General features: G+C 35.7%; 10 protein-coding genes. 5 read left to right on the top strand and 5 right to left on the bottom strand.

Translation table 11 applies throughout. The annotated features are described in order from the left end of the window. Positions 1–26 precede the first annotated feature (26 nt). Positions 27–995, top strand: coding sequence for an EF-P lysine aminoacylase EpmA (gene epmA, locus C0Z22_RS12585; RefSeq protein ID WP_103218727.1), 969 nt, complete (start codon positions 27–29; stop codon positions 993–995). On the opposite strand, the gene C0Z22_RS12580 is transcribed toward epmA, so the two are convergent. Beyond that, on the bottom strand, positions 996–1,772 hold the full coding sequence (locus C0Z22_RS12580; protein ID WP_103218726.1) for a hypothetical protein: 777 nt from the start codon (positions 1,770–1,772) through the stop codon (positions 996–998). Positions 1,773–1,978: 206 nt separating this feature from the next. Between C0Z22_RS12580 and C0Z22_RS12575 the strand changes: the two genes are divergently transcribed. After that, entirely contained in the window at positions 1,979–5,770 is a 3,792-nt protein-coding gene (locus tag C0Z22_RS12575) for a hypothetical protein (protein ID WP_103218725.1), read from the top strand. A 4-nt stretch (positions 5,771–5,774) separates the two neighbouring features. On the opposite strand, the gene rimO is transcribed toward C0Z22_RS12575, so the two are convergent. Continuing rightward, on the bottom strand, positions 5,775–7,160 hold the full coding sequence (gene rimO / locus C0Z22_RS12570) for a 30S ribosomal protein S12 methylthiotransferase RimO (protein WP_158246919.1): 1,386 nt from the start codon (positions 7,158–7,160) through the stop codon (positions 5,775–5,777). A 143-nt stretch (positions 7,161–7,303) separates the two neighbouring features. Here rimO and C0Z22_RS12565 point away from each other — a divergent pair, with 143 nt between their 5' ends. Continuing rightward, positions 7,304–9,259, top strand: coding sequence for a lytic transglycosylase domain-containing protein (locus tag C0Z22_RS12565; RefSeq protein ID WP_103218723.1), 1,956 nt, complete (start codon positions 7,304–7,306; stop codon positions 9,257–9,259). Here the strand turns inward: C0Z22_RS12565 and C0Z22_RS12560 are convergent. Beyond that, a complete protein-coding gene (locus C0Z22_RS12560) occupies positions 9,240–9,833 on the bottom strand; it encodes an outer membrane lipoprotein carrier protein LolA (protein WP_103218722.1) in 594 nt (197 codons plus the stop codon). The genes C0Z22_RS12565 and C0Z22_RS12560 overlap by 20 nt on opposite strands. Beyond that, positions 9,833–13,516, bottom strand: coding sequence for a chromosome segregation protein SMC (gene smc / locus C0Z22_RS12555; RefSeq protein ID WP_158246918.1), 3,684 nt, complete (start codon positions 13,514–13,516; stop codon positions 9,833–9,835). The genes C0Z22_RS12560 and smc overlap by 1 nt, the downstream gene beginning before the upstream one ends. Before the next feature lie 229 nt (positions 13,517–13,745). Here smc and C0Z22_RS12550 point away from each other — a divergent pair, with 229 nt between their 5' ends. Continuing rightward, on the top strand, positions 13,746–14,879 hold the full coding sequence (locus tag C0Z22_RS12550) for an HD-GYP domain-containing protein (RefSeq protein WP_103218720.1): 1,134 nt from the start codon (positions 13,746–13,748) through the stop codon (positions 14,877–14,879). 34 nt (positions 14,880–14,913) lie between these two features. Here C0Z22_RS12550 and C0Z22_RS12545 read toward each other — a convergent pair whose 3' ends face one another. Next, positions 14,914–15,507, bottom strand: coding sequence for a LysE family translocator (locus C0Z22_RS12545; RefSeq protein WP_103218719.1), 594 nt, complete (start codon positions 15,505–15,507; stop codon positions 14,914–14,916). Positions 15,508–15,581: 74 nt separating this feature from the next. Here C0Z22_RS12545 and C0Z22_RS12540 point away from each other — a divergent pair. Beyond that, positions 15,582–15,919: Lrp/AsnC family transcriptional regulator (locus C0Z22_RS12540; protein WP_103218718.1), on the top strand; the 338-nt coding region annotated here is incomplete at its 3' end.

Raw genomic sequence — 15,919 nt, 5'->3', positions numbered from 1 at the left:
AATCAATATTTAAGGCGTAAATTGGCATGAAAATGACAAATAAGATCAAACTATTTCATCTACAACAAGCAATTCGAAACTTTTTCAATAAAGATGGTTTTATGGATGTGCTAACGCCACCAATTGTTGAAAATCCAGGAATGGAAGTTCATATTCATCCCTTTGCAATTCACTCTGTGCATCAAAATATAACTCATGACCTCTTTCTACATACTTCTCCAGAATTTCATATGAAGGAGCTACTTCAAGAGGGCCTAGAAAAAGTTTTTACAATGAGCTACTGCTTTCGTGATGAGCCAAATAGCTCAACTCACAGAAAACAATTCATCATGCTCGAATGGTATCGTGCCAATGAGAATTATAAAAAAATCATGGAAGATACAATAGACCTATATCGATTTTGCCACGAATACCTAAAGTCTAAAGGTGTTAGAGTTATCGAGTTAAATGACAAGATAAAGAAAGCAACTGTTCAAGAAATATTTTTAGAAGTTCTTAACATTGATATTTTAGAACTTATGGATCGCAATGAACTTTATCATTTAATTGATAAGAAATTTTCAAAAATTAGCTTATCAGGTAATAAAGAAGATTACGCATGGGACGACCTCTTTTTTCTCCTTATGTATAATTATATTGAGCCTGAAATGGAAAAGTATGAATTTCTTATGCTCTATGAATTTCCGGCTCCACTTAGAGCACTCTCTACCATTAAAGAGGATGACTCAAGAGTATGTGAAAGATTTGAAGTTTACTGTCGTGGAATAGAGATTTGCAATTGCTTCAATGAGCTTACTGACTTAAATGAGCAAACTTTACGTTTTGAGAAAGATGCAGCATTAAAACAGGATCTTTATAAATACAATCTTCCTTGGCCTAAGAGATTTTTAAAGCAATTAGAAAACGGTTTACCAAGAAGTGCTGGCATAGCACTAGGAGTAGAGCGCCTTCTAATGTCCTTAACAGGAATGGAAGAAGACGCATTCTTTGATTAACTATTGTTTCTTTTGAAGTCGATTAAATAATAAGTGAGTCTTTAAGATAAATTCTGATTTTACAATATCAGGAGTCATCTTCATGGCCCAACGGTAGTGAACACCACTTTCCTTTGCCGAGCGTAACTTACTATTCCACATTGGAAATTCATTTGCTAACTCAGCAGAATAAACAGCATACCAGCGTGCAAACTCATCTTGCGAACGGGCCAATAATGCATCTTGTACCTCAATTGCATTTTCAACCAAGATTCTTTTCACTGAGTAAATATTTAAAGGATCAAGTTTTTTAATATCTAAATCCTTATTCAAATATTTTTTAAATATTGTAACTGTAATTTCCTTAGCAACTCTTGAAGTTTGTTGGTTATAATTTTCTAAGCGTTGGTAGTATTGCGATAGCACAAGTGAGCGATAAACTCCTTCACGAGTTCCCCCCTGCTCTAGAGTTGCATACCATTTTGATAACTCATCTCTATTTGCATCAAGTTCGCGCGTGGCCTTAATTAACTCATTAATAAATGATAAGTTATATTGAGACATCTGCTCTTTAGTGAAAGGTGATTTGTATTCCTTTTTAGAGTAAACACTTAGATCTTTAGCATCCTTTTTAACAATAGGAATCTCAGGAAGTTCGACTTCATCTCTTTCCCCCCAAATTTTATCGGCCAACGATGTCGATATATTCTTTTCTACAAATGGCCTTAAATTTTGCAAGAATGTTATCTGTGCAAAAGCAGAAGTTGAAATTAAACAAATTAGAATGAATCTCTTCACAAGTCTCCCCTGAAAATTCGAGTATTTATCAATATAAACACCATTATAATGGCGCTTCGAATTTTTAGGAAGTTAGCAAATTTTAGCCAACAAAATTTGTCAATTTTGTGTCTAGGTTCTAGGCAATTAATACCTCTAACTTCCGATAAACACTGACTAAATGAATTTTGGTAAAGATTGTTTAAGAATCATTCGATAATGAAGTTATGAAAACGTTAAAAGGTAAACCGTCTCTACATTTAATATTAATCCTTCTGCTCATCGCAACTTCATGTGTGCCTGATAGCTTAACGAAGTTCAAAGAAGATGGCGCAAGCAGTGATGATGCATCAAGTGCAGTTGGAGAGGTTGTTGATCCTCCAAGTGACTTTATCGACGAGGGCGGTAATGAGATTGATGGAAGTAAGATTACTGACCCGACTTCCGTTTTCTACAACAATGCAAGCAACTACATTTTTATCACTGGAGACTCTAGCTTAGCTAATTCAACGGCCGGTAAGAATATTGTTACATTTATAATTCCAGATGGTGAATTTGGAGATTACAATATTATCGACAATGATGGTTTTTTTACTTTATCAAATGCATCTAAGAATAACTTCCTAGATCCAATCACAAATCCTGGTTTTAATTTTGGTTCAGATATCACTACTACATATGCAGCGCACTTTACGACAAGTAATCAAAGTGGTCTGATCAAGCTAACAAATAGTTCAGTTTCTCCTGTTAGAAGTTTTACACTAGCACCAATTAATTTTAATTTTTATAGCCCTTCTACAGAATCGGCTCAAACATTAACAACAACATCTCAACCGAGAGTTTCAATTCAAGCACCAATTCCTGATAGGCTTACTTTTGAAACACAGCAGTCTTTCAATTGTACAGGTGCGGGAATCGGAACAACTCCTCCAGCAACCCCAACAATTGGTGACGTGTATCTAAGCGCAGGAACATGCTACTATAATTACGATGGAACAAATACAAACACTGTTGCATTTCCTTTTGTAGGACCTGTTTTTGTAGGATTTCAGCTAGATGATAATAGCGGATTCCTTACAAATGGTTTAACAAGCGAGACATTTACAACTGAAAATGGTGCAACAGGAACAATCACTTACAAGGATAGTAGTAACAATATTTACGGTACACTTACTTCAGGTACTCTATATACTGGCGACTTAATTGATAATGCTTTTCCATTTTCAAATAGAGAAGGAACAATTCAAAAAGTTAAATACTTTTTCCAACCAAATTCAAATATCAACTTAAAGTTGATTAATGATACATCAGAAGCTGTCGCAGAACATATCAGTTATAACAACAGTACTGATATTTCAATTACGCCAGACTTACCTTCTACATTAAGGCTCGTAAAAAATGTAGACAGTCCGCTATTTGGATACATTATTGATACATCTGGAGTAGCAGATCATAACTATCAATCTCCTATTGAATATACAATTACCGTTAAAAATGACATTTCAACAAGAACGTTCAAACTTGATCTTGGTATTATTAATCCTCCAGAGGATTTATCGTACTCACAACTTGTTGCGTTCAAAGTAAAAAATCTTGTTCAGACGACTTCAAATTTTACAGAAGGACAAGAAATTTCTGCAGCAACACTTCCACCACTAAGCAATGGTGCAAAAGGTATCATTAAAAGAATTCTTGATATTGATGGGAACGAAAAATACCTAATTGTTCAAGTTATCAGTGGTGAATTTGTGAAGGATATCTCAGTTGATAATTATAAAAACTTCCTAGATGAAGAAGCAGTAATTCAAACAACTCCAGTGTCTCTTACACATATTATGAGTCTTAACTCAACTGCTGCATTTACACCAGCTTACTTAGAGACAAGACCAGCTCTATGTATGAGATTTCCATCTGCACCGACAGATAGGTTTGCACGCGCAGTTGTAACAGGAAATCCAACAGATGCTGGACTAGCAAATATCATCTTTGTTAACCAAACGAAGAATGTTAACGACACTAATTCTAGTGAAGATTTTATTGCATCTAATAATGCACTTGAAGATTGTGGTAATGCTACGGCATACATCCTAAACGAAATTTGGACCCCTGTAATGAGAGCTACATTTACTGATGTATCTTCTCTTGTTAGCGGAATGGATATACTGACAAATACAGGACGAGCGAACCTTGTTGCTTCGCAAATTAATAGTAGTGACAATACTGCTTTATTACAAAGTACAAATGGAGTGCCAATTACGATGACACTTCCAGGAGAATCATTCTCATCGGTTAGACCGTATAGTGCAAACGGAGCGACAATCAGTGATTTTCAAACTCTAACGACGTTTGAATTACATCGTGGCGTTGATTCAGTAATCAAGTCAACTCTTCCAAAAGGAGAAGACATTGCATATAGCGTAAGCCCAGAACTTCCTCCAGGTTTAACATTAGATGAAGAGACAGGTGATATTATCGGTATTCCTGAAATTGCAGCCTCATCTAAGACGTATACGGTAACTGCTCAAAATATTCTTGGAAGCTTCTCAGCATCATTTGATCTATTGATCGAAGATTACTTTGAAGTAAATGTTGAAGTAGAAAATACTCCGAAGTTCTTCACTCACAAAGATGGTGAAGATAACTTCTTTAATAAGTGTCGAGTAAAGAAAAGAGATATCATCAGCAACCCAAGGGCCTTAGCATCTGATATTGAGGATGTAATCGATATTGATTGTTATGTTGATATTGGTGAAAATAACCTTTACTTTAGAGAGCTTAAGCTACAAGCAAATGTTGGCCCAGGTATTTGTCATAGTATTCGCTATAAGCCATTTTTCTTTTACAAGAAAAGACCAATGATGACACGTAGTTCAAATTCAGACATTGCATACAGTGCAGCTGCTCGCTATATCGTACAAGTTGTAACTGGTACTTCAACAGATGCTGTGGGAGTAGCTCCAGCCGATAATACTGCGACAGATGGGTTAGGAGGTGCAACTCCAGCAAATAGTTATTATGCAGATGGAATTTATGTCAACGGTGTTCTATTCGGTGGTCAACTTGATGATCTATGTTCAGGTAAATACCATGATCTAAATTGTGACAATGGTTCTTTTGAATATGCCGAGCTTGTTTATACATATACAGAAGCAAACGCAGACACTGGAGATCCAGCTTACTATAGAAATACTGTCGAGGTTTTAGAACATCAATGTGAGGGAAATGCATACTTATGTAGAAAGGGTGCAATTGAAGACGTCTTCACAACAGATGAGCTTGAGGATGGTTTTCAGTCGCTTGTTATAGAGGCATTTAGTGGTGCAAATTATGAGAGTATCTTAAAAACTCCACAAAAAAGAGGTGCGAGATCAAACCGTTCAATTGCTTCATTTGCACATGAAAACTCTTGTTATAATTCAATTAATAATACTGAATATTACTCAGAGGGTATAAAGCTTCACGCGGAAAGTGTAAGCCTTTCAGATGATCCAAACCAGATAGTTGATCCATTTATGGGGGCACAGCCTTACTATACATTCTCTTGTCTTGATGAATTCTCAGTTACTCAAGCGAGAATAAACTTACACATTAGAGATTGGGATAATAACTATGAGATGAACAATCTTGATAAGGTTACTATTGCGAGCATGGATGAAGGGACAAACCTAGATGTTTTTGATGAACCTCTTAACGAATTTAGTGATTGGGATGATTACACAAACTCAACAAATTATTCTGCCTGTACAGATGCGACAGCACCGACTTTAGGAAACTCATATACTGCTATTACAACAGGGAGTGGGACAGTTGGGTCACTATACTTTTACACAGTATCATCAAGTGATTTCTACTCAGGTATGAACGTTATTATTGGTGGACAAACTTATATAGTTAAAAGAGTTTACTCAAATGCAGTTCAGCTTACACGTCCGCTACATGCATCTTTTGGTGCAGGAACGGCAATTACTGGACGTCAGCTAATACCGTTCCCTTACAATGACTGGGAAGAAGAACCTTAGTAATCTAAATTACACGTCCAACTAAATCAAAATCTAATACATCGGTGATCTCAACTTTAACGAGGTCACCGATTTTTAAATCTCTCTCATTTAAGTCATTGATAATAACCTTACCATCGATATCAGGTGCCTGACCAAAATGGCGACCAACAATTAGAAGATCAGTATCTTCGTGAGTTCCTTCAACAAGAACTTCAACAGTTTCACCTAGGAATTCTTGATTTAATTCTCTAGCGATTTCTTTTTGAACTTCATAAAGACGATCAAAACGATCATCAATTACTTCTTGCGAATTTTTATCTTTTAAACGGTAAGCAGGTGTTCCTTCTTCATCTGAGTATCTAAAGATACCAAGGTGGTTGAAACGTGCTTGCTTGATACCTTCAAGTAATTTTTCAAAGTCCTCTTCAGATTCACCAGGGAATCCAACGATGATTGAAGTTCTAAGAACAATTCCAGGGATTCTTTCACGAAGCTTAGTGATACGCTCCATGATTTTCTCACCAGTAATCTTTCTATTCATACGCTTTAGTACATAATCTGAGAAATGTTGAACCGGCATATCAAGGTATTTACATACTTTCGAAGAAGTTGCCATTTTTTCAATAACTTCATCAGTAAGTTCATCTGGATAGAAGTAGAATAAACGTACCCAATCTACTCCATCAACAGTCTCAAGACCTGATAGAAGTTCGAATAGATTATTTTCATCACTCAGATCGACTCCATAATCAGAAAGATCTTGAGAAATAAGATTTAGCTCTCTAACACCAGTTGAAGACAATTGCTTTGCTTCCTCAACAAGAGATTCAACAGTACGAGATCTTAGACGTCCACGAAGAGTTGGAATAATACAGAAAGTACAATTTCTATTACAACCTTCAGAGATCTTTAACCATGCCGTATAGAATGGAGAAGTATTAAGTCTTGGATCAAATTCAGTATGAATAAATCTAGGAACTTCAACAAATGACTTCTTCTCTAATTTATTATTTTCAAGAGCAGTTAAAAGTGGAACGATTTTATTGTATTCACCAGTTCCAATGAACATATCAACTTCAGGCAAGCTCTTTTCAAGTTCATCTGAATATCTCTGGGCCATACAACCAGAAACAACCAGTGCCTTACAATTACCAACTTCCTCATCTTTATAGTCTGCAAGATCAAGAATCATCTCAATAGATTCTTGCTTAGCTGCTTCAATGAATGAGCATGTATTTACAACAATAACCTCAGAATCTTGAGGCTCTGTTACAACTTTAAAACCATTTAGTCCCATATGCCCGAGCATAACCTGTGCATCAACGAGGTTCTTTGAACACCCTAGTGAAGTAAAATAAACCGTGCGGTCATTAAATTTTTGGTTAACTTGAGATGAAATCTCAGACATATAATTCTCCATGTATAGCTAAAGTAGCTACTTATAGTGTTAAACCGACGTTTTTTCAATGCCTTATGTAATTTTTTTAGGAACAGAAATGCCTGTTTTCACATACTTGAAGGAAGTTACTTAAAGGCCTATCCTAGTAGTTAATGAGATTTACCTTACTAACTATATTTATTTTGGCCTTGTCTTGTACGAATTTATCAAGACCTCCTAAAACGAAACCACAAGATGGTGCTCTAACAAACTTACTTTCTAAAATTAGTAAGAATAATTCTGTTAGTTGTAACGAGTACCAAAAATTCTTGCATACACAATTTCCATTGTCCCCATGGTTAAGGGCCAATTATCACAAGAATTGTACTAAGAGCATTCAAGAATTAAGTGAAGAGTATAAAAATACTGAAGCGTATCCGTATTGGGCAAGAGAAGAACTAATTGATGCAATTATTTCAAAAACTTACTACACAGATGTCTATGCTAGTGCTGTCTTAAATAAGGTGGATTACCTCAATACTAAAGGTGAAGTTGAAAGGCTCTTACTTGATGCCATGAAGAAATTCGAAGATGGTAGTCAACAACAAGAACGAATCTATCAAAAATTAATTGATGTCTCTCCTCGCTTCATAAAAGAGCCGGAGCGAGAAAATTATTTAGATGTAGCCAAAAGCTTTGAACAAGATCGACAGTTTGTTAAGGCCCGTGAATATTACAAAAAAATAATTCGCGACAAAGATACTGTAAAAGAAGAAAAAGTTGAAGCTTGGTTTAGACTTGCAAACTCATATAAAAGGGAAAGAAAAAACGATAGCTTTAGAGACAATATTAGAAGCCTAGTTCTTTACCTTCAAAAAAACAGAGAAAGCCAAGAGCTAAAAGAAAAACATGCTGAATACACTATTAGGCTTGCTCGAATCTATTGGACAGAAGACAAATTACAAAGGGCGGTAAGAGTTCTAAGGAACCTCCTTCTCTTTAAGGAAGTCCCAACGGAGTATGTCGTTACAACTTACTACACGATTGGTGGTATTTTTGAGGATCTTAGAAAGTATGATCGCTCCATAAAATTCTATAAGAAGGCTTATGCTGCTGTTGAAGGAAAGCATGAACACCTTGAAAGTATTGTGTGGAATGTTGCCTGGACAAACTACAAGGCGGGCAACTATGAAGAAATGATTCAATGGTTTGATCGTTTTGAAGAAAAAAATGATGAGCCAAACTACCGATTTCTTTATTGGAAATTTGTTGGCCTAAAGAAGCTTAACCGCTTCGACGAAGCACAAAAACTTTTACTTAGAATTCAAAAAGAAGATCAATTTGGATACTATGGCCAAATTGCTCACATGAATCACACAAAACTTAAGCATATTGATTACAGAGAAAAGTTTGATATCTCGATTGATGAGCTTGCTTGGGCCGTTTATCTTGGTAACACAGACCTTGCGAAAAAAATTATTGATAGTAATGATAAGGTTAGCTTTAGTGACCTTTACGCTGCAAAATACTACAATATTATGATCTTTAAATTCTTCAGAGAAGATTCTAAGACGCAAGAAAAAATCTTAAAAGAAGATCCACAATTTGCCTTTCCTCTAGCGTTTAAAAAAGAGTTTCTTGAAAATAATAGATCTAAAACAGTAACGACACCACTACTGATGAGCATCGCTCGTCAAGAGTCTGCTTTTAATCAGTATGCGCGCTCACCTGCCGATGCTTTTGGACTACTTCAATTAATTCCAGAGCAAGGAAAGAGACTTTCTCGTCGCTACAAAATTCCATATGAAGGATATGAAGACTTATATAATCCTAATATTAATATTACTTTTTCAAGTCTCTTGTTAAATGAGCTTATGAAGAGAAGGGATAATAACTTTATCGACTTTGTTGCGAGCTATAATGCTGGAGGTACTCCTATTAAAAGATGGAGAAGTCGAATCATCCTTCCGGACTTAGAGTTTATTGAAGAAATTCCGTATAAAGAAACAAGAAAGTACGTAAAGTTAGTCGCACGAAACTACTTGATCTACTCTCGTCTTCTGAGCAATGAACCATTAACGCTAAAAGAAAATTTCTTTCGTGGTGGCTTTATTGATATGACACATTAGCATTCTTTGGAACGTTAAGGATGAAGTGCTTTGCTTGAAAGCTTTCGTTCTTAACGTTGCTAAGCTCAAGCTTAACAACTTTTCCATCAGCATAATTAATGTCAATTGAAGTAATATTAGAGAACTCTTTTTTCCCTTTCTTAAAAGTCAGCTTTGTTTCGACAACGCCTGTCGACTTAACTGAAGTCTCAGAAAAAACAAGTACACTATAATTATCACCGTCTTTAACTTTATAATTCTTATTTGATTTAAGGCCATTCTTTAGTAAATCAAAGAAGTTTGAAAGACCTTTATCACTACCCTTGTGAATAATAATTTCTGCTGGATCACCAGGCATGAAGCCATCTCGACTAATCCAAGTCGTTTTCTCATTTGTCACATAGACAAGAGCATCTGAACCCTTTTGTTCAAGCCTAAGCTTACCAGGGTATTCATAATCAAATCTTCCTGTTGACTCTTTTGGAGTACCAGTAAGCTGATTTTTTACAATTTGCTTATATTGAGTAGAAAAAGACCTTGGGACAAATCCCAAGGCCATATTTGAAATCATTAAAATAGGTAGTAGCTTTTTCATTACTGTAATTGTACCGAAACTGCCTTTGAAACACCAGGCTCCTGCATTGTTACACCATAAAGTGTATCATTTAGCTCCATTGTTTTCTTATTGTGTGTAATAAGAATGAACTGTGATTCAGCACTCATTTCACGAAGAAGTTCATTAAAACGACCAACGTTTGCATCATCAAGTGGAGCATCAACCTCATCCAGTAGACAGAAAGGAGATGGCTTAACTAGGAAGATCGAGAAGATTAGAGAAACCGCAGTCATGGCCTTTTCACCACCAGACATTAGGTTAATATTCTGCATTTTCTTTCCTGGTGGCTTAGCAATAATATCAACACCACATTCAGCATCATCAATATCACCAACGATTTCTAGACGTGCTTCCCCTCCACCAAAGATAATTGGGAATACTTTTCTAAATCTCGTATCAACTTCTTCAAAAGCGATTTTAAATCTTTCTTTTGATTTTTCATCGATATGATCAATTGCATTTTGAAGGTCTTCAAGAGACTTTCTAAGTTCAACTTCTTGAACTTTTAAGAAGTCATAACGAAGTTTTTGTCTATCGTAGTCTTCAATTGCTTGCCAGTTGATTTCACCTAGGCGACCAAATTCAGACTTGTAGTTCTTAAGTTTAAATCCTTGATCTTTAAGATCTTGGCCATACTTACGAACAAATTCATATGATTCTTTTTCAATTTCTTTTGGACCATTTTCTGTTTCCATAAAGTACATTGTTGAAACATCATTAAGTTTTTCAAAATCAGTTTCAGTATACTCAAGGTAGCGTCCAAGAGATTCGCGTAGATCAACACGGTATTTTTCGAAGATATTACGAACATTCTCTTCTTCTTCATTAAGACATCTTTCAAGGCGTACTTCTTTTTCAGCAACCTCTTTATCGGCCTTATTGATATTTTTAGAAAGTTCTTTAACCTGATCTTCTCTTTCTTGCATTGCAAGTAGAAGTTCAGAAAACTCATCTTTCATAATACTAAGAACTTCATCTTTGCTTGCAAGGATATCGGCTTTTTCGTTATTTGAAATTTCAAGTTCTTCGATTTCAACCTGCATATTTTCAAGCTCACCCTCTAGCTTAGTGATAAGCTCAGAGTTTGATTCTTTACGAAGGTTTTGTTTTTCGATTTGCTTTTCAATATCTTCTGATTGAGAACGTAGTGAATTCACACGTTGCTCAAAAGTTTTTGCTTCAACTTGCTTAGAAACATAAACCTCACGGTCTGCTTCATAAACTTCATTCATTTCATTATAACTATCGCGAAGGTCTTGAACTCTTTCACTAATATCAGCAATTGCCTCTTCAACCTCAGACTTATCTTTATTAAAAGATTCTTCTTTTTCTAGAATAGCTAGTCTTAGCTTTGAAGTTTCATCTTTACGATTCTTTAGAATTTCAAGTCTCGTGTTACCAGATTCCATAGATGCTAGCTTAGACTCAAGAGCTGAGTTTTTAGCAGCGAAATCGGCACGAGCTTCACTTAGTGTAAGACGAGCATTCTCTAGCTCATCTACTTTATTTCTTAGTAATTCATTTGAAGCTGTAACGGCTTCTTCAAGGTTTGCTACTTTTTCATTAAGACTTACTAATTCGTTTTCAAGTGCTTCAATTGTGTTATTTCTTTCAATTGCACTTTGCCCTTGTTCACCAGATCCTTTTACATGAAGAACTGTTGCATTTTGGCGATTACGTACTTGAATATTTCCACTGATATCAGAGATTCCACCAAAAGAGATTGAACTCTCTAGTGAAACAACTTTATCAAGATCAAGGCTTTCAACAATAAATAGGCTTGATAAATATGGAGTTAGTTTAGCTTTATATTCTTCTGGAAGTTCAATGATATCACTTAGAGTCGTTAATTCTACCCCAAGCTTTACTTGAATTCTTTCACGTGCCTCAGCAGAAATTACATCTGCAGACTTATCTGCAAGTAAGATCTCAAGTGCATTCTCATCATTTTCAGTTACCCAATTTTTAAGAAGTGAAAGATCACTCTCAGAAGTAACTAGAGACTCTAAGAACTCTCCAAGAAGTGCTGTTACGGCCTTAGTGTACTTATCGTCACATTTAATAATATTACCAAGTACAGTATATTTATCAGAATCTACTTCACTTAAAAATTTAGAAACACCCTCTTTAGCTCCTTCAAGTGAAGAGCGAATTTCTTTTAATGAAGATAGTCTTGATTGCTTAGTAATTTGTTCTTTTGTTAAATTCTTAAGTTCTGTTTCAAGATCACGATCTTTTTGCGTCAGCTCGTTTACCGTTTCCTTAAGTGTAACTTCTGATTCAGTTAACTCTTCCACTAAATTCTTAGCGGCCATAACATCATCTCTTTCCTTCGCAAGTTCACTTGAAACACCTGAATATTGTTTTTCAATTGCTTCAATTTCAGTCGCAAGGTCTTGAAGAGTTGCAGCATATTCTTCAAGTTTTGAATTATTTTGGAAAGCTTGTTGATCCATTTTAACAAGCTCTTCTTTCTTAATTGATAGCTCTTCTTCAAGCTCACTAATTTGCGCTTGTCTATCTTCTAGCTCAGACTTTAAAGTTTCAAGCTTCTCGCTTGCTGCTTCATAATCGTAATCTTCTTTTGAAGAAGTGATAACATCGTTGATTTCAGTTTCAATTTCTTCTTTTTTAAGAAGTCTTTCTTCGATCTCTTGAGCTAGTTCATCAATCTCTTTTTGTCTTTGCTCTAGTTGCTCTTCTTTATCAGTTAAAGACTTACAAAGTGCATTCAGTCTTTCTTCAGCAGCAGCTAATTTATTTGAAACTTCATTTCTTTCTTTTTGAGACTCATCAATTCTTGCAGTCTTTTCTTCTCTTTCAAAACGCTCTTCTTCAAGAGAGATCTCAAGAGAATCTTTTTTCATGCTCCAAGCTTCAAGATTTGCTTTCTTCTCAAGAAGCTCATTACCTCCATCGCGAAGCTCACGAAGATCTTCGAATACTTTATGTGCAACAACAGAGATTTCAGTACGTTTAATTTTATCCTTAAGCGTACGCGCTCTTTCAGCTTTTTCAGCTTGTTTTTGAAGAGACTTTAAGTTCTTTTCAATTTCAATTGTTAGATCGTTTAGACGGTTAAGGTTTTGCTCAGTTGCCTCAATCTTTCTCATTGATTCTTTCTTACGAACTTTAAATTTCGTAATACCGGCAACCTCTTCAATCATTGTACGACGCTCAACAGGTTTTGCTTGTACAAGTCTATTGATTTCCCCTTGGGCAATAATTGAGTATGACTTTGCACCAGCACCTGTATCCATAAATACTTCTTGGATATCTTTCAAACGAGCCGGCTCACCGTTGATACGATATTCAGTATCACCGTTTCTATAAAGCTTTCTTGTTAATTGAATCTCTGAAGGATTTGCAACTTTCCCACCGATGTGGATATGCTTTCCATGAGTATTCTCAAGGACAAGTGTTGCCTCGGCCCATGCAGCAGGATTATATTTTGAAGAACCAGCAAAAATAAGGTCCTTCATTGAATTCCCTCTTAGGTGTTTAGCTGATTGCTCACCCATAATCCAAAATAAGGCGTCAACAATATTCGATTTACCACATCCGTTTGGCCCAACGATCCCTGTAATACCATCGTCAAAGTTAATAATTGTACGATCTTTAAAGGATTTAAAGCCCTGGATAATTAGTCTTTTCAGTTGCACTTTGATTCACTCCGTCAATTTATCTCTATAATGTGTGTTGTGTAGGCCTTAATGTACCATTTCAAGCACCTAATCGTACACTTTTAAAATTTCAGTTCCGCTAAATAAGAAATGCAATTTCAATAACTTAGACAAAGAAAATCCTAACAAGAACTAACACAATATTTTTACTTGTACGTATTTCGTACTAGGACTTTATCTGAACGGAGATTATGCCGATAAAAGTGCAATGGATAGCAACTCAAAAACAGTTTATTTTACGATCGACTTTCACCTCGTTGTTCGAGAAAAGCCGCTTCTATACAATATCTACATCAACTCTTCTACGATCAAAGGCAAGGATCACTATGTTAAAATAGTGCGACCTGGAGAAGTTCTCACCGATGATGATGTAGAAGGTTTTAAAAAGTATCAAGGGATACATGTTCTTGAATCTGAGCGTGGGCTCTACCTTCAGTCTCTGGCCGAAGATGAGAACATAGAGTCGATTGATAAGGTTTCTGTTATCAAAGATTCAGCCGTGAAGCACCTTGATGATATTTTCAATCCAGGGAAAGAATTCAATACAGAAATTCTTGGTGAAGCACTCGATGGTTGTCATGATTCAATGAAGGCAATGGTCGATGTTATCAAAGACTATGATATTAATAGCCTAAAAAAACTAATTGGTGATTTATCATTCCATGATTTTTACACTTACGACCATTCTATTAATGTAAGTATGTACAGTGTTTTAATTTATAAACAATTAAAACCTAAGGCAAGTGAAGCTGATCTCGTTGCGATTGGACTTGGTGGCCTTTTACATGATCTAGGCAAAACAAAAATTTCGACAGAAATATTAAATAAAACAGGCAATCTTACTGATGAAGAATTTGCACAAATAAAAAAGCATCCTGAGCTTGGTGTTGAACTATTTAGAGAGGCAAACCCTGAGTTTCCTGGACTTAAAAAAGAGTCTATTGAAAAAGTAATTATTGAACATCATGAGAATATTGATGGCTCTGGTTACCCAAAAGGAATCAAGGGAGAAGATCATCATATCTTCTCAAAAGTCGTTTCTATCGCCGATTTCTTTGATGCCATCACGACGAAACGATCTTATTCACAGGCACTTCCAATAGAAGATGCTCTAGAAATTATGAAACGAACTGTTGGGAAAAAAATTGATTCAGAAATATTTGATTTCTTCGTTAAGAAAGTTTCTAAGGTCATCCTTACAGGAAAGACAATGATCGAACTACCGGTCGATTTTAATACAGAGATTGCACACGCAGAGCTTCCAATTCAAAAAGTTCAGCCTAAAAAACTTGGTGAGAATTTTACGAAAGCAGATGATAACCCAAATAAAATAACAAAATAAAAAGTAGAGGAAGAACTTCCTCTACTTTTCTATATTACTTCAAAACTAAAACTGGAAATAAAGAACCAAAAAGTAGCACGGCCAAAATAATATTAAAAATGGCAAGACGATACCCTTTCTCAAGAAAAGACTTAAGCTTTAAACCTGCAAAGACCCAAACAGAAATTGCCGGAATATCAACAAGACTATAAGCAAGAATAACTGCAACAACACCTAATGTATTACCATTTGTATAAATGGCTACAGCTGATAGCGCCATTGTCCAAGCCTTTGGATTAATCCACTGAAACATCGCCGCTTCAATGAACGACATTGGTTTTTTAATCTGTGCTTCTTCCTTTGCAAAAGTACTAAATGCAATTTTAAATGCAAGTAATGCTAAATAAGTACCACATGCCATCTGCATAATTTTTTGAATGCCTGGATAAGTTTTAAAAATATCCGAAACTCCAAAACCAATTACCGCAATCATGAAGATAAAACCAAAGTAAACCCCAAGCATATGAGGGACGGTTCTCTTAAAACCATGATTGGCCCCAGAGGCCATTAGAAGAATATTATTTGGTCCCGGCGTTATGGCGGAAACAAAGGCAAAAGCTAAAAGTGCGTATAGATTTGTCGTGCTCATGTGGCACAGTTTACTCGATTTTAAGAATAAATTTATTGCAAAGAATCATGCATTTGAGAGATAATTTGCAACATATGAAGAAAATAGACACTATTGACGAAAGAATATTGCAAGAATTAGAAAATGACGGAAGAATCAGTAATTCTGATTTAGCCTCCATCGTAGGACTTTCACCTTCTGCATGTCTTAGAAGAGTACAAGAGTTAGAGAAATCTAAGGTCATCACTGGCTACCGCGCGCGAATCAATCGAGCAAAATTAGGAACAAGATTTACTGCTTATATTACAGTTGGATTATCTGTTCACACAAAGAAGTCACAAAAAGATTTTGAAATGGCGATTGCTGAATCACCTGAAGTAATCGAGTGTCACAACGTTACGGGAAGCTTTGAATGGCTCTTCACACTTGAAGG

The sequence above is a fragment of the Halobacteriovorax sp. DA5 genome (assembly GCF_002903145.1).
GTDB lineage: Bacteria > Bdellovibrionota > Bacteriovoracia > Bacteriovoracales > Bacteriovoracaceae > Halobacteriovorax_A.
This window is presented reverse-complemented; position numbering and strand designations above follow the sequence as displayed.